A 15,094-nucleotide genomic window follows, 5' to 3' on the forward strand; every position below is an offset into this window, starting at 1 on the left:
TATGTTCGCGCTCTGCGATGTTAATAGCTTTTACGCCTCCTGCGAAACGGTCTTTCGTCCTGATTTATGTGGCCGACCGGTGGTGGTGTTATCAAACAATGATGGCTGCGTTATCGCGTGTAGCGCCGAGGCGAAACAGCTCGGTATCGCACCAGGTGAGCCATACTTCAAACAGAAAGAACGCTTCCGGCGATCCGGTGTTGTTTGCTTCAGCAGTAATTACGAGCTTTACGCTGATATGTCGAACCGGGTAATGACCACACTCGAGGAGATGGTGCCGCGGGTAGAAATTTACAGCATTGATGAGGCTTTTTGTGATCTGACGGGGGTACGAAACTGCCGGGATCTGACAGATTTCGGGCGCGAGATAAGAGCGACGGTCCTGAAGCGCACGCACCTGACTGTCGGTGTAGGCATTGCCCAGACGAAAACCCTTGCCAAGCTGGCTAACCATGCTGCGAAAAAGTGGCAGCGCCAGACCGGCGGGGTGGTTGACCTATCGAACATCGATCGCCAGCGTCGGCTGCTGGCCCTGATACCCGTAGAGGATGTCTGGGGTGTCGGCAGGCGCATCAGTAAGAAGCTCAATGCCCTGGGCATCAAGACTGCTCTCGATCTCTCTGAACAAAGTACCTGGATCATCAGGAAACACTTCAATGTCGTGCTGGAGCGTACCGTGAGAGAGCTTCGCGGAGAGCCATGTCTGGAGCTTGAAGAGTTTGCGCCGGCAAAGCAGGAAATCGTTTGTAGCCGCTCTTTCGGCGAGCGGGTCACAGACTATGAGGAAATGCGCCAGGCTATTTACAGCTACGCTGCGCGCGCGGCAGAAAAACTCCGCGGCGAGCACCAGTACTGCCGTTTCATCTCAACATTCGTCAAAACATCCCCCTTTGCCCTGAACGAGCCCTACTACGGTAACAGCGCCGCGGTGACGCTTCTCACCCCCACGCAGGATTCACGCGACATTATCAATGCGGCTGTGAAATGCCTGGATAAAATCTGGCGCGACGGCCATCGCTACCAGAAAGCGGGGGTGATGCTGGGTGACTTCTTCAGTCAGGGCGTAGCGCAACTCAACCTTTTCGACGATAACGCGCCGCGCGCCGGTAGTGCGAAGTTGATGGAAGTACTGGACCATCTTAACGCAAAAGACGGGAAGGGGACGCTGTACTTCGCCGGGCAGGGGATGTCGCAACAGTGGGCTATGAAGCGAGAAATGCTTTCGCCTCGGTACACCACAAGATACTCTGATCTACTGCGTGTTAAGTAACTTGTGCGATCAATGCCTGAGATAGTTGCCAAATCATCCCCGTTCTCTAACCGGTTTTGGTCGCACAAGATCACAGGAACCTCTCACGATGAGGCGCATGTATCCTGGTTTACGACATCAGGAAATGTGGCGCGTTTATTGCCAGGTAGGCGTTGTGAGACGTCACTTATTTACGCCAGGTTTCAGCCGTAGCGACGGGCATGGATAAAAAGAGTATGGCAATCAGCGTGATAATGCTAAAAAACAATTAATATTTTTTTAACAAAACTAAAGCTTGCTATGTGCAGTTAACCATGCGTTAATGGTTGTGCGGTTTGATACAAACTTATCTGAAGTAGTGATTGTAATATTTCTCATCATTTGTTCCTCTTGAGATCTCCTTTAGGTTTTTTTCTCTCTGATAATTTTCTTCAGGCCATTTTGCCCAAGGGCTCATTCAAAAGGTAACAATATTATGACGACGAAAATCACTGGTTTAGTAAAATGGTTTAACCCTGAAAAGGGCTTTGGTTTCATTACGCCTAAAGATGGCAGCAAAGATGTGTTTGTGCATTTTTCAGCCATTCAAAGTAATGAATTCCGCACTCTGAATGAAAATCAGGAAGTGGAGTTTTCAGTAGAGCAGGGACCAAAAGGTCCATCAGCGGTTAACGTTGTGGCGCTTTAAGGCAACTGATATTACTAATAAAATTCACTTCCGGTGTCCATGTTGCCATGGTTCACAATACAGAACATCGACATTCGATGTTACTGAGCAAAACCCATTTGGCGCGAAATGTATTTTTTGTAAGTCAACCATGATCACTTTTGATAATGTTGGATTATACATTCGCTCAGGGCAGGTTCCGCCAGATTTTAGAAAATAATTCATATTAGCTCCGTACCGGAGCTTTTTTATGCCCGGATGATTATCATCTATAGACGCTGACATCCATCATCTATAGTGGCATTTACCTTTCCCCAAAGGTGTTATTTCTCTTGCAGACAGCGCCTGAAAAAAGCGACGTTGTCTTCATCTATCCGATGAAGCCAGGTCACCTGTCTTTGCGCCGTTATCCGTTATTTAATTCTTGCCCTATAATAACAAGCCCGCGCTAAGCACGGGCTTGAATAACATAAAGCGTCTTAGAACTGGTAGACCAGACCAACACCTACGATATCATCGGTTGCAATACCGTTGTTTGCGTAGAAGTCATCATCTTCGTCCAGCAGGTTGATTTTATAATCAACGTAGGTGGACATATTTTTGTTGAAGTAGTAAGTCATACCGACGTCAACATATTTAACCAGATCTTTGTCGGTGTAACGATAGTTACCACGGCTATCTTTATCCTGGCCGCCTAAATCTTTGCCCTTAGACTGCAAGTAGGCGATGGACGGACGCAGACCGAAATCGAACTGATATTGCGCAACCACTTCAAAGTTCTGGGTTTTGTTAGCGATACCGCCATTACCGCCATCGCCGCCGCCATAATAGGTCATGTTGCGGGTTTCAGCGTACATGGCCGCCAGGTAAACATTGTAGGCGTCATATTTGGCACCTACGGTCCAGGCTTCGGCAGTTTCACCGCCGGCATAGCTATTGGCATAGTAATGATGGCCATCATTACGCCCACTAGTAACCTGATTGTCCGTACGGTCAGAGGAAGAGTAGGCCGCACCCAGGCTTAACCCGAAGTCAAAGTCGTAGGAGGTAGACATACCGAAACCGTCGCCGTTTTCACGGGCCAGTTTGCGAGAACCACTATTTGCATCGCTGCCGTTGGCTGTTCCTTCGCCTGCGCCAGGATCTTCGTTATTACCCTGGTACTGCAACGCGAAGTTCAGGCCTTCCACCAGACCGAAGAAGTCGGTATTACGGTAGGTGGCAACGCCGTTGGTTCTGCCCAGCATATAGACATCGGTCTGGGTATAAGTATCACCGCCGAATTCCGGCAGCGCATCGGTCCAGGCTTCAATGTCGTAGATAACACCATAGTTACGGCCATAATCGAAAGAGCCGTACTCGCCGAATTTCAGACCGGCAAAGCCCAGACGAGTCCAGGAGTTTGCACCTTCGCCTTCGGTGGTGTTTACCTTAATGTTGTATTCCCACTGACCATAGCCGGTCAGCATATCGTTGATTTGCGTTTCGCCTTTAAAGCCAATACGGGCGTAGGACTGGTCGCCATCGTCGCCTGCATTGTCAGAGAAGTAACGCAGACCATCAACTTTGCCGTACAGGTCGAGTTTGTTGCCATTTTTATTATAAATTTCAGCCGCATTTGCTGCGCCTGCCACTAATAACGCCGGGACAAGCAGTGCCAGAACTTTTCTGTTCATTATGTATTCCCTTATGATAATAATTTATATGAATATGTAGCCACTTCAACAAAACTACAAATTGATACTATTCTATGAAGTTCATGTAATTTAAAAAATAACATGTAACAAAGGTATTTAAAATATTTCAATTTGTTTCTGTTTGGTTTTTTATAATACTGGCTATATAAATAACTAAGAATATATATTCTATAATTATCATTTTTTATCAATGAGTTATGTGTTTTGATTTGATGGTTGCTGGTGTGAATATAATTTGTTTTTTATATGTATTTGAAGCTTTGATTATGAAAAAGCATAAAAAAAACCGGCATAAATGCCGGTAATGTGGGTAATGATAAAATAAATGATAAAAGGCTAATAACCGAATCATTCTGACACTTAATGCTAATAAAATAAAACGCTATCGCGGTGCGTAAAAATAAGTTGTTCTGGTTATGGGTTATTCTGCATCAGAGTGCGATTCAATCACCATTCCCTTATTTAACAGCAGGTTCAGCGCCAGACGCAACATTAACTGAGAATAAACTATTTGTGGAATGAATAACCAGAACAGGTGGATAAGGTATTCCATGGTCGAAATGTGACTAATATCACATTATAATGTAATTAATGTCATATGACTTACATCACAAAAGCGGAGTAAAGTTTGAGTACCAGGGAGGACAACGCCACCCGTAGCATGGGCGGTAAATTAGCGTTATGGGTTTTTTATACCTTTTGCGGCTACTTCATCTGGGCGATGGCGCGTTGCGTGTGGCTGATGTCCGCCATACAAACCGAGCCGGTTCTCGGCCCAATCAGCACTCCTGGCAGCGCAACGGAAAAATGGCTTAACGCGCTTTCGCTGGGCGTCGTCTGGCTTATTCTGGGGAGTATTGCCTGGTACACCCGGCCTCGCAAAAACAGGGGGTATCCCGCCGACACTCAGCCAGAAACGCGCAAGCACGCAAGGATGTAAAGTGGTGGCGGATATGTCAGGATAGCGAACCCTGTGCTCAGGCATGTAATAAAAATGGTCTGCTATAAAGAGAGGGCGTATGGACTCAGGATACTGGCAATCGCAGTTTGAAGACTGGCTACGTCACCACCACCAGGAACAGGATGCCGCCCATGACATCTTCCATTTTCGTCGTGTTTGGGCAACCGCGCAAACGCTCGGGGAAAACGTTCCTGTCGACTGGCTGGTGGTGCTATCGGCATGTTATTTCCATGACATCGTCAGCCTGGCGAAAAATCATCCGCAGCGGCATCGTTCTTCCATTCTGGCGGCGGCAGAAACCCGGCGTATTTTTCTGCGGGATTTTCCTGACTTTCCGGCAGAAAAACTGGCGGGCATTTGTCATGCTATCGAAGCGCATAGCTTCAGCGCAAAAATTGCGCCTACCGCGCCAGAGGCAAAAATCGTGCAGGATGCAGACAGGCTGGAGGCGTTGGGCGCCATTGGTCTGGCGCGGGTCTTCGCGGTCTCCGGCGCGCTGGGCGTCGCGCTGTTTGATGCCGACGATCCCTTTGCCGACAGACGGCCTCTTAACGATAAGCAATTCGCGCTCGACCATTTTCAAACCAAACTGCTGAAACTGCCGCTGACGATGCAGACCGAACGGGGCAAGTGCCTGGCGCAGCGTAATGCGGATTTTCTGGTGTCGTACATGGCGAAACTGAGCGCTGAGCTGAAAGGCGACTATGAAACACGGGATGAGGCGGTCATCCAGATGTTTGCTACGCATCAGTAACCCCTGCCGCTGAAACGTAAACCGCGTCATTTTATGTTAGTCTGTCGGCAATTATTTTTGGCCGGTTAAATGTATGCAGGAAAATATTTCAGTAACACACGCCCGGAACCTCATCGCCGACGACGCCGGAAGCGAGATCCAGGCGATGCTGAGTCAATTGCTGGAAATCTACGATGTTAAAACGCTGGTGGCGCACCTTAACGGCTTGGGCGAACAGCACTGGAGCCCGGCCATCTTCAAGCGCGTAATGATGAACGCGGCATGGCATCGTTTGAGCGACAATGAACTCACCTGTCTTAAAACAGAGTTGCCGACGCCGCCAGCGCATCATCCATATTACGCCTTTCGTTTTATCGATCTCTTCGCGGGCATCGGCGGCATTCGCCGCGGATTTGAAGCGATAGGCGGACAGTGCGTGTTTACCAGCGAATGGAATAAGCACGCGGTACGGACATATAAAGCGAACTATTTTTGCGATCCGCTGCAACATCGCTTTAATGAAGATATCCGCGATATCACGTTGAGCCACCGGGAAGGGGTCAGCGATGATGAGGCGGCGGAACACATTCGCCAGCATATTCCGCAACATGATGTCCTGCTGGCGGGCTTTCCCTGTCAGCCATTTTCTCTGGCGGGCGTTTCCAAGAAAAATGCGCTGGGCCGCGCCCACGGCTTTGCCTGCGAGACTCAGGGGACGTTATTTTTTGATGTCGTAAGAATTATCGACGCTCGCCGCCCCGCGCTGTTTGTGCTGGAAAACGTGAAAAACCTTAAAAGTCACGACCAGGGCAACACCTTCCGCATTATTATGCAAACGCTCGATGAACTGGGATATGACGTGGCGGATGCCGCTGACAATGGCCCGGACGATCCGAAAATTATCGACGGGCAGCACTTTCTTCCTCAGCATCGGGAACGTATTGTGTTAGTGGGATTCCGTCGCGATTTAAACCTGAAAACCGATTTTACGTTACGCAATATCGCCCGTTGTTATCCACCGCGCCGTCCGACGCTGGCAGAACTGCTGGAGCCCGTCGTCGAAGCCAAATATATCCTGACGCCGGTGCTGTGGAAATATTTATATCGCTACGCGAAAAAGCACCAGGCGCGGGGAAACGGTTTTGGCTATGGCATGGTTTATCCTGACAATCCGGAAAGTGTGGCGCGCACGTTATCTGCTCGCTACTACAAAGATGGCGCCGAAATTCTGATCGATCGTGGTTGGGATATGGCGAAAGGCGAAGTGAATTTCGACGATGCTGGCAACCAACAACATCGTCCCCGCCGACTCACGCCGAGAGAGTGCGCGCGTTTAATGGGATTTGAGGCGCCGCAAACGTACCAGTTCAGGATACCTGTCTCGGATACGCAGGCCTATCGCCAGTTTGGCAACTCCGTGGTGGTGCCGGTATTTGCCGCGGTAGCAAAGCTGCTGGAACCCAAAATTCACCAGGCGGTGACGCTGCGTCAGAGAGAGACGGTAGATGGCGGACGTTCACGATAAAGCCACGCGCAGTAAAAATATGCGCGCGATAGCAACCCGCGATACGGCTATTGAAAAACGTCTTGCCGGCCTGCTAAGCGCGCAGGGGATTACGTTTCATACTCAGGACGCGACATTACCGGGCAAGCCGGACTTTGTGGTGAATGACTATGATTGTGTGATTTTTACTCACGGCTGCTTTTGGCATCATCACCACTGTTATCTGTTCAAAGTACCGGCCACGCGAACGGCTTTCTGGCTGGAAAAAATCGGTAAGAACGTTGAGCGCGATGAGCGCGATATTCAGCGTTTACAGGCGCTTGGCTGGCGGGTGCTGATCGTCTGGGAGTGCGCCTTGCGCGGACGAGCGAAATTGAGCGACGCGGCGTTGGCAGAGCGCCTGGAAGAGTGGATCTGCGGCGGCGGCGCTAGCGCGCAGATCGACACCCAGGGGATTCATCTATTGGCGTGAATCTTCCGTTTTACACGGCGTGACCACCGCCTTGACAGGAAACAGGTACTTACCCAGAGTCACCAGCACTACGGCAAACACAATCACACCCAGCGCGGCCCATTCAACGGGCGATAACCTCTCGCCGCCCAGGCCGGTGCCAAGCAACACGGCGACAACCGGATTCACATAGGCGTAGCTGGTCGCCAGTGCCGGACTGACGTTGCGAATCAGGTACATATAGGCATTAATGGCGATAATAGAACCGAACAACGCCAGGTAGCCGACGGCCATAAACCCCGATAAGCCAGGCAGCGTGGCGAGCTTTTCGCCGGAAAGAAACGCCGCGCAAAGCAATACCACGCCCGCCGCCAGCATTTCAATCGCGCCCGCCATCATGCCCACAGGGAGGGCGATGCGCGAGCCGTAAACGGAACCAAATGCCCAGCTCATCGAACCTATCAGGATCAAAATCGCGCCCCACGGATTGCCGCTTAAGTTGCCGCCGCTGTTCAGCAGAATAATCCCGGCAAGTCCAATGGCAATCCCCACCCATTCTAATTTGCGCGTTTTAATACCAAAAAAGTAGCTAAAGCACAGCGTAAATAGCGGGACAGTGGCGACCACGACGGCAGCAATGCCCGATGGCACGTTTTGATGCTCCGCCACCGTCACCAGACCGTTACCCACCGCTAGCAGCAGTAGACCAATCAGCGCGGCGTTGATGGTCTGGCGCAGCGGCGGAAGTTTTTCGCCGCGCAACAGCAAAAACGCCATGAGCAACATCCCCGCCGAGAGAAAACGTACGCCTGCCATCATCAGCGGCGGCCAGCTTTCAACGCCTATGCGGATAACAAAATAGGTAGACCCCCAAATGATGTACAAGGCAAAAAGCGCGCCAAAAAGAGGTAATAACTGCCGGAAACGCATAATCACTCACGGTGAAATAAAAAGGGTGAATATAGTAAACGTCAAAATTATTATGCTGGCGAGTATTATAATTGTCCTTTTGGAATAAAAAGGCGTTGACCCGCGCCGCCGGTTTCGGCATTGCGCGTTTTGCTACATACTTAACGTCTTAGAAGAAAAGACCGAGGAAATCATTTTGGCAGGAAGTAGCTTACTGACATTACTCGACGATATCGCCACGCTGCTGGACGATATTTCGGTAATGGGCAAATTGGCCGCGAAAAAAACCGCGGGCGTACTGGGGGACGACCTGTCGCTCAATGCGCAGCAGGTGACCGGCGTTCGCGCTAATCGCGAGCTGCCAGTGGTATGGAGCGTGGCGAAAGGATCATTAATCAACAAGGTTATTCTGGTGCCGTTGGCGCTGCTGATAAGCGCATTTATCCCGTGGGCCATTACGCCTTTATTAATGTTAGGCGGCGCGTTTCTCTGCTTTGAAGGGGTAGAAAAAGTCCTGCATACCTTTGAGGCGCGAAAACACAAAGAAGACCCGGCGGAGCGGCAAAAACGTCTTGAGGCGCTGGCTGCGCAAGATCCTTTGGCCTTTGAAAAAGATAAAGTAAAAGGGGCGGTCCGTACCGATTTCATTCTGTCCGCTGAAATTGTGGCCATTACCCTGGGGATTGTCGCGCAGGCGCCGCTGCTTAATCAGGTGTTGGTGCTGGCGGGGATTGCGTTGGTTGTGACCATTGGCGTGTATGGCCTGGTGGGTATTATTGTCAAACTGGATGATATGGGGTACTGGCTGGCGGAAAAGCGTAGCGTGCTGGCGCAGGGCGTCGGTAAAGGATTACTGATTATCGCGCCCTGGTTAATGAAAGCATTATCCATTGTCGGTACGCTGGCGATGTTTCTGGTCGGCGGCGGGATTGTCGTACACGGTATTGCGCCGCTACACCATGCCATTGAACATTTTGCGCAGCAGCAGGGGCCTTTCATGGCGCATACGATCCCTGCGGGGCTGAATCTGGTGCTCGGCTTTATTATCGGCGCCATTGTGGTGGCGCTGGTGAAAGGTGTGGCGAAAATTCGCGGTGTTTCGCACTGATTTTCTAGAATGAATTATGCAAAATTGTCCATCCTCGTCTAAGGTGAAAACGTTTCATCTGATACAGGAGGCAGGTATGGTCTTTTCTGTCAGTGAGGAAGTTACCGTGAAAGAGGGTGGGCCCCGGATGATCGTCACCGGTTATTCCAGCGGAATGGTAGAGTGTCGCTGGTATGATGGTTTTGGCGTAAAGCGGGAGGCATTCCATGAGAATGAGCTCGTGCCAGGCAAGGAAAGGCGCGGGCGGGACGAAGCCCGATGACAAAACGCCCGGTTAATGCCGGGCGTTTTGCTGTGGAGAAAAAGAGTCGTCGCGCTGCGACATGCTGCTACCTGGTTATGCCAGGATTGAGTGGTATCCCTTGATGAGGTCTGGCTACCATAAGCCATCAGGGGGAGTTGTATCAATAACCAGGAGTTACCAGGGTGCCGCACGAAACACTGTTAGATAATCAAGGCTGGTTTAAAAAGCTGGCGCGGCGTTTTGGTCCCGGTCATGTCGTCAACACCTGTTTTCTGATCGTGATGCTGTTCTCGACGCTACTTACCTGGCGGGAAGTGATGATACTGAAAGACGCGTATGTCGCCAGTCAGCGCAATCATCTGGGGAGCGTCGCGAATGTCCTTGACCGCCAACTGCAATTCAACATGGACAGGTTGATCTTTTTACGCAACGGTATGCATGAAGCGCTGGTGGCGCCGCTGGCTTTTTCCGCATTGCAAAGCGCGGTGACGCAGTTTGAGCAACGACGCGTCAGACATTTCTGGCAACTGGAGCTGGATAAGCGGCGGACATTGCCGTTATATGGCGTTTCCGATCAATTTGTCGCCCGGACGACGCTTCTTTCGCGGGAGAGTCGTGACCTGGCAAATGAATTAACCGCCACGCTGGAGTTAGGGTATCTGGCGCGTCTGGCGCGCTCATCCGCCATGCTGACGCTGGAGACGATGTATGTTTCTCGCTCAGGGTTTTACCTCTCAACTCTCCCTACGGCGTACGGTAGCGATATTGTCTCCCGTTACTATCAGTACGTGACTCAGCCCTGGTTTATCGAGCAAAGCCAACGGCGTAACCCACAGCGCGGCGTGCGGTGGTTTACCTCCGCACAGCCCTATGTTGCTGACGAGCAGAAAAAAGTGACAGCCAGTCTACCGCTGGATCACGATAATTACTGGTATGGCGTACTGGCAATGGATATTCCCGTCGCGTCATTACAGCGGTTCCTGCGCGATGCGGCCGAAAAGGATATTGAAGGGGAATATCAGCTATACGATAACCATCTCCGTTTGTTGACGGACTCCGCGCCGGAACAACAAACCGCGAATACGTTAAATGACCGTGAGCGCGCCTTACTGGCGCGTGAAATAGAAAAAGATACCCTGGGCGGGCTGCGTTTAGGAACGCATTATGTAAGCTGGGAGCGGCTGGATCATTTTGATGGCGTCCTGCTGCGCGTGCATACATTACGTGAAGGCATACAAGGGAATTTTGGCAGTATTAGTATCGCGCTGACGCTGTTATGGGTGCTTTTTACGGCGATGCTGTTGATCTCCTGGGGCGTTATTCGACATATGGTCAAAAATATGTTTGTTCTGCAAAATTCGCTGCAATGGCAGGCATGGCACGATCCGCTGACCCGGCTGTATAACCGTGGCGCGCTGTTTGAAAAAGCGTCCAGGCTGGCAAAGCGCTACCGGGAAGCCCGCCAGCCATTTTCTGTGATACAGCTGGATTTAGATTATTTTAAAAGCGTTAACGATCGCTTTGGTCATCAGGCAGGCGATCGCGTGTTGTCCCATGCCGCTGGGCTCATTGGCAGCACCATTCGAGCGCACGACATCGCCGGACGGGTAGGGGGCGAAGAGTTTTGTATCGTGCTGCCCGGCGCGACGAAAGCGCAGGCGCTGCAGATTGCCGAACGCATACGCCAGCGCATTAATGACAAAGAGATTCTGGTGACGAAAAGCACGACGCTTCGTATCAGCGCGTCAATGGGGATCAGTAGCGCGGAGGAATACGGCGACTATGATTTTGAGCAGTTGCAGTCGCTGGCCGACAAACGGCTTTATTACGCCAAACAGTCCGGACGTAACCGTATTTGCGCCAGCGACGCGACTCAGGAGCGGGAAAAGAAATAGTCCATTCCTTCGCGCCAGCCATCCGGCCCTTCGTTCTGGCTACGGTAGACGCGCTGAGGATCGTCGTTACGCAAATGTACGCCCTCCCGGTTTAGCCCTTTAACGACAACCGCATAATCCATCACATCCAGTAAGGGCGCATCATTGGGGCCGTCTCCTAACCCCAACGTCAGAGGACGCGCGCGCCACTGCCGACGATATGCTTCTATCAGCCAGTTAGCAGCCTGATCTTTACCGGCGGAGGCGTCCAGCACATGCCAGAAACGGGCGCCATGGACAAATTGCAGTCCCAGGTCATTTAAACGGGCGACAAACTGCGCCATGCGTTCATCGCTATCGCGCCAGATCAGCGACACCGACGCTTCATGCAGACGGGTTAGGGCAGACTGTGCCCGGTTTAGGCCCGTCCATTCGCTTATCACCTGATCGTCAACGTCATCAAACGTGGTGAACTTAAACTGTTCCTTTTCACGCAATTTATGCAGGACGAGGCGGATTTCGTTGTGAGAAATACCGGCTATCAGGCGGGGATAGTTGGGATGGTCTTCCCAGTGAATGTCCAGTTGGATCACCGCGCCGTTTTCCGCAATTAGCGGCAGTCCCTGTAGATTTAACGTCGTCTGGAGCTGAAGCATTTCAGCCGCGGTTTTACTGCTACAGAGGATCACGGGCACGCCGCTTTCATGCAGGCGTGTAAGCCAGGGAGCCGCGGGCTGCCACTCAAAAGTGTGGCTGTTCAGCAATGTGCCGTCCAGATCGGTAAAAATCAGCAAGGGGTCATGGATTGAGAGCATTTTTTCCTCATTTTCCGTTGCAACGGCGGGCTTATTTCCAGGAAAAGTCCTAAAGCACACCCGAAAGAAGTCGAACGCTAACTGGAACCGATCCCGTCGCTTCCAGGCAGCACATGCGTTGTCACACTTTTGCTACCGAACTATTAGCGCGCTTAATCATTCATGTAAAAAATATTTACTTGTCATGCAAAAAAATTGCAGATAAGGTAAATCTCACATCAGATTTCCTGGTGTAACGAATTTTCAAGTGCTTCTTGCATAAGCAAGTTTGATCCCGACCCGTAGGGCCGGGATTTTTTTCGGCCATTTTTAACGGTTTACTTCTGTTACACTAAAATCATGAATATCCAGCTCGAATGCTTCAGCTAATTCATGCCATGTATGATATTCCCGTCCGTCTACGCTCACCCGCTCAGGATCTTCCTGGCTACGGTGAACCTCGCTTTCGCTGATTTCATTGATGGCCGCCAGTAGCGCATCTACATCGACGCTCACTTCGCGCTTGGCCGTATCACTGTACTCTTTTGCCGTTTTCATCTTCACTACCTCACGGGTTCCTGACAGCCTAAGTATAGACCGTTGAGAAAACCAGCAAACACGCCGGCAAGGCGCTGTCAGACGCAGAAAATTGTTCTACACTGGCACAAAGCGACAGGAGGAAAATGATGAAGGTGAATGATCGGGTAACCGTTAAAACGGACGGCGGTCCCCGCCGACCGGGCGTGGTACTGGCAGTGGAAGAATTTAGTGAAGGCACAATGTACCTGGTTTCGCTGGAGGATTACCCGCTCGGCATCTGGTTCTTCAATGAGTCAGGTCACCAGGATGGTATTTTTGTCGAGAAGGCGGAGCAGGACTAATTGAGCCGGACTGGAGGTACATTGCCAGTCCGGATGTCTCAGCGCATGTTAACAAAAATGCCGTTAGTGACGTTATCTGTCAGCCGCACTACGTGATAGATCACTTGTTTATTATGCGTTTTTATCTTTCTTTTTATATTCCCCTTATGGGAGGATACTGTTTTTGCTTTAATATTCATTCTGTCAGAAATCTGAATGGTTCCCTGACCTTCCATCCACATTCGCAACATGCTGGATTCAGTTCGACTTAACGATAATGTTGGTAAATTTATGGTTCCTGAAATACCCGACTCTTTTTTCAGAATATCGCCAAGAATGGTATCCAGCGAGTCAGGTTTAATCGATTTCGAGCTAATCAATAAGTTTTTTCTTACTAATAAATATTCATCAAAATGCACATTAGCAATTGCCATAAAAACAATAAATAACGTGTCAGGATGTTGATTAATGATTTGCTTTATTTGTTGACTGTCTGAAGGCGTATGAATGAAACAGTCCTCATTAATAAACACCACCGAAGGCTGATGCGCGCCACAAGCGATAGCGAGTTCGTCAACGGTTTCGATGTCGTTGATTTCCCTTTTTTTCACCCCTCTGCTGACCAGATACCCGCTTAACCCTAGCCGGGTGTAACTGCATAAATCCATAATAATCGTTGACATGGCATACCCTCACTCAATGCGTAACGATAATTCCCCTTACCTGAATAACTCACCATAATCAGACGGAACACGAATAGTCACCTTAGACAACGCTTACGCGGTTTTTCAGGCGAACTTACTATCCCGTAAAGTTACATATAATTTGCCAGGAATCATCTTAAAGTAAAGTGAATGTTGCGTTATGTGAGTGAAGTAAAAACAAATAAGGGGCAGCGGATATATCCTGGTGAATGTTTTTTAAAATTTATTTTCGGATAAACCTTAGTAAAACAGGATAAAAATTATGGGTTATTATTTATCGGCATCTCGCTAACAATATCAGCAAGCAAATTGAAAATTTCGCTGAATAAATGTTCGCAAAACGGCGCAATTAATGGCATTAGCGCGGCCATCAGCATAATGCCGACGGTGAGGGTAAGCGGGAAACCGATAACAAATATCGAGAGCTGCGGCGCCATGCGGTTTAATAGCCCCAGCGCCAGGTTGAGCGTAAGCAGGAGGGTAATGACCGGCAATGCCAGCATCAGTCCGTTTAAGAAAATGAGCCCACCGGCCCTGGCGAGCGCCATAAATGCATTACTGTTCACCGGGTTACTACCGATGGGCAGAGTATGGAAGGTATCGACCAGCAGCGAAATAAGCCACAAATGGCCATTAAAGGTGAGAAACAGTAGCATGGCGAGCATATCCATAATACGCGCCAGAACCGGCATATTCAGGTGGCTGCCCGGGTCGACGAAGGTGGCAAAGGAAAGCCCCATTTGCAGACCGATAAACTCGCCTGCGGTACGCACCGCCGCAAAGGCGAATTGCATGGTAAATCCCAGCGCAATACCGATCAGAATTTGTTGCATCGCCAGCCATAAGGCGGCAATAGAAAAAAGTGGCGTATCGTTTGCCGGTAGCGACGGCGCGATAACGAGGGTAATCATTATTCCCAACCCCAGTTTTACCCGCTTGGGAATAGCGCGCTCACTGAGAATGGGCGCCGTTGAAATCAGCGCCAGTACGCGCAGCAAAGGCCAGAAATAGAGATGCAGCCAGTATAGCCATTGCTCGCTTGTAACCTGAATCATCGTTCTGTTTATCCGATGATATAAGGTAAATTGCTGAACAGAGTGCGCACGTAATCCAGCAGCAGGTTGAGCATCCACGGGCCGGCAACGATAATTGCGATGAATACCGCGACGATTTTAGGGATAAACGACAGCGTCATTTCATTAATCTGAGTCGCGGCCTGTAAGATGCTGATAATGAGGCCGGTAATCAGCGCGACGAGTAACAGCGGCGCAGCCAGGGCGAGAGCGACTTTCATCGCCTCGGTGCCCATCATCATGACGGATTCAGGAGTCATTTTGCG

General features: G+C 50.3%; 18 protein-coding genes. 11 read left to right on the plus strand and 7 right to left on the minus strand.

The window, feature by feature from the left end; all coding sequences use genetic code 11:
- Position 1: 1 nt before the first annotated feature.
- From ABVM99_RS15175 to ABVM99_RS15185, 3 genes are all read left to right on the plus strand, one after another.
- Complete coding sequence (locus tag ABVM99_RS15175) at positions 2 to 1,270, plus strand: Y-family DNA polymerase (protein ID WP_023194544.1); 1,269 nt, start codon at positions 2 to 4, stop codon at positions 1,268 to 1,270.
- Positions 1,271 to 1,724: 454 nt separating this feature from the next.
- Entirely contained in the window at positions 1,725 to 1,937 is a 213-nt protein-coding gene (locus tag ABVM99_RS15180; RefSeq protein WP_000208509.1) for a cold shock domain-containing protein, read from the plus strand.
- Positions 1,938 to 1,947: 10 nt separating this feature from the next.
- Positions 1,948 to 2,136, plus strand: coding sequence for a hypothetical protein (locus ABVM99_RS15185; RefSeq protein WP_024131109.1), 189 nt, complete (start codon positions 1,948 to 1,950; stop codon positions 2,134 to 2,136).
- Positions 2,137 to 2,395: 259 nt separating this feature from the next.
- Here the strand turns inward: ABVM99_RS15185 and ompS1 are convergent, their stop codons facing one another.
- Entirely contained in the window at positions 2,396 to 3,592 is a 1,197-nt protein-coding gene (ompS1, locus tag ABVM99_RS15190) for a porin OmpS1 (RefSeq protein ID WP_023194545.1), read from the minus strand.
- A gap of 649 nt (positions 3,593 to 4,241) precedes the next feature.
- Between ompS1 and drpB the strand changes: the two genes are divergently transcribed.
- From drpB to ABVM99_RS15210, 4 genes are all read left to right on the plus strand, one after another.
- Positions 4,242 to 4,553 (plus strand): cell division protein DrpB, encoded by a 312-nt coding sequence (gene drpB, locus ABVM99_RS15195; RefSeq protein ID WP_000107435.1) that lies wholly within the window; start codon positions 4,242 to 4,244, stop codon positions 4,551 to 4,553.
- A gap of 79 nt (positions 4,554 to 4,632) precedes the next feature.
- Positions 4,633 to 5,328 carry a phosphohydrolase gene (locus tag ABVM99_RS15200; protein WP_052938246.1) on the plus strand — a complete coding sequence of 232 codons (696 nt, stop codon included), beginning with the start codon at positions 4,633 to 4,635 and terminating at the stop codon, positions 5,326 to 5,328.
- 73 nt (positions 5,329 to 5,401) lie between these two features.
- Complete coding sequence (locus ABVM99_RS15205) at positions 5,402 to 6,832, plus strand: DNA cytosine methyltransferase (protein ID WP_052938247.1); 1,431 nt, start codon at positions 5,402 to 5,404, stop codon at positions 6,830 to 6,832.
- Positions 6,813 to 7,283 (plus strand): very short patch repair endonuclease, encoded by a 471-nt coding sequence (locus ABVM99_RS15210; protein WP_000785978.1) that lies wholly within the window; start codon positions 6,813 to 6,815, stop codon positions 7,281 to 7,283. The genes ABVM99_RS15205 and ABVM99_RS15210 overlap by 20 nt, the downstream gene beginning before the upstream one ends.
- Here the strand turns inward: ABVM99_RS15210 and yedA are convergent.
- Positions 7,272 to 8,192 carry a drug/metabolite exporter YedA gene (gene yedA / locus ABVM99_RS15215; protein ID WP_001212264.1) on the minus strand — a complete coding sequence of 307 codons (921 nt, stop codon included), beginning with the start codon at positions 8,190 to 8,192 and terminating at the stop codon, positions 7,272 to 7,274. The genes ABVM99_RS15210 and yedA overlap by 12 nt on opposite strands.
- 169 nt (positions 8,193 to 8,361) lie before the next feature.
- Between yedA and ABVM99_RS15220 the strand changes: the two genes are divergently transcribed.
- The 3 genes from ABVM99_RS15220 to dgcQ all read left to right on the plus strand — a co-directional run bounded on the left by ABVM99_RS15220 (position 8,362) and on the right by dgcQ (position 11,418).
- Complete coding sequence (locus ABVM99_RS15220) at positions 8,362 to 9,279, plus strand: DUF808 domain-containing protein (protein WP_111763698.1); 918 nt, start codon at positions 8,362 to 8,364, stop codon at positions 9,277 to 9,279.
- A gap of 76 nt (positions 9,280 to 9,355) precedes the next feature.
- The gene (locus ABVM99_RS15225) at positions 9,356 to 9,541 is read left to right on the plus strand and encodes a YodC family protein (protein WP_001521741.1); all 186 of its coding nucleotides are present in this window, start codon (positions 9,356 to 9,358) and stop codon (positions 9,539 to 9,541) included.
- Positions 9,542 to 9,705: 164 nt separating this feature from the next.
- Positions 9,706 to 11,418, plus strand: coding sequence for a cellulose biosynthesis regulator diguanylate cyclase DgcQ (gene dgcQ, locus ABVM99_RS15230; RefSeq protein ID WP_001119828.1), 1,713 nt, complete (start codon positions 9,706 to 9,708; stop codon positions 11,416 to 11,418).
- Here dgcQ and ABVM99_RS15235 read toward each other — a convergent pair.
- Positions 11,397 to 12,212: a mannosyl-3-phosphoglycerate phosphatase-related protein gene (locus tag ABVM99_RS15235; RefSeq protein WP_023195182.1), complete on the minus strand. Its 816-nt coding sequence runs from the start codon at positions 12,210 to 12,212 to the stop codon at positions 11,397 to 11,399. The genes dgcQ and ABVM99_RS15235 overlap by 22 nt on opposite strands.
- A gap of 309 nt (positions 12,213 to 12,521) precedes the next feature.
- On the minus strand, positions 12,522 to 12,749 hold the full coding sequence (gene yodD, locus ABVM99_RS15240; protein WP_000844798.1) for a YodD family peroxide/acid resistance protein: 228 nt from the start codon (positions 12,747 to 12,749) through the stop codon (positions 12,522 to 12,524).
- 128 nt (positions 12,750 to 12,877) lie between these two features.
- On the opposite strand from yodD, the gene dsrB reads away from it, so the two are divergent.
- Positions 12,878 to 13,072, plus strand: coding sequence for a protein DsrB (dsrB, locus tag ABVM99_RS15245; RefSeq protein ID WP_000867218.1), 195 nt, complete (start codon positions 12,878 to 12,880; stop codon positions 13,070 to 13,072).
- Positions 13,073 to 13,110: 38 nt separating this feature from the next.
- On the opposite strand, the gene rcsA is transcribed toward dsrB, so the two are convergent.
- The 3 genes from rcsA to fliQ all read right to left on the minus strand — a co-directional run bounded on the left by rcsA (position 13,111) and on the right by fliQ (position 15,088).
- The gene (gene rcsA / locus ABVM99_RS15250) at positions 13,111 to 13,734 is read right to left on the minus strand and encodes a transcriptional regulator RcsA (protein WP_000103971.1); all 624 of its coding nucleotides are present in this window, start codon (positions 13,732 to 13,734) and stop codon (positions 13,111 to 13,113) included.
- Positions 13,735 to 14,015: 281 nt separating this feature from the next.
- On the minus strand, positions 14,016 to 14,810 hold the full coding sequence (fliR, locus tag ABVM99_RS15255) for a flagellar biosynthetic protein FliR (RefSeq protein WP_000616953.1): 795 nt from the start codon (positions 14,808 to 14,810) through the stop codon (positions 14,016 to 14,018).
- Positions 14,811 to 14,818: 8 nt separating this feature from the next.
- Positions 14,819 to 15,088, minus strand: a complete 270-nt coding sequence (gene fliQ, locus ABVM99_RS15260; RefSeq protein WP_000187355.1) for a flagellar biosynthesis protein FliQ — start codon at positions 15,086 to 15,088, stop codon at positions 14,819 to 14,821.
- Positions 15,089 to 15,094 lie beyond the last annotated feature (6 nt).

It is taken from the genome of Salmonella sp. SJTUF15591 (assembly GCF_043356435.1).
Classification (GTDB): Bacteria; Pseudomonadota; Gammaproteobacteria; order Enterobacterales; family Enterobacteriaceae; genus Salmonella; species Salmonella enterica.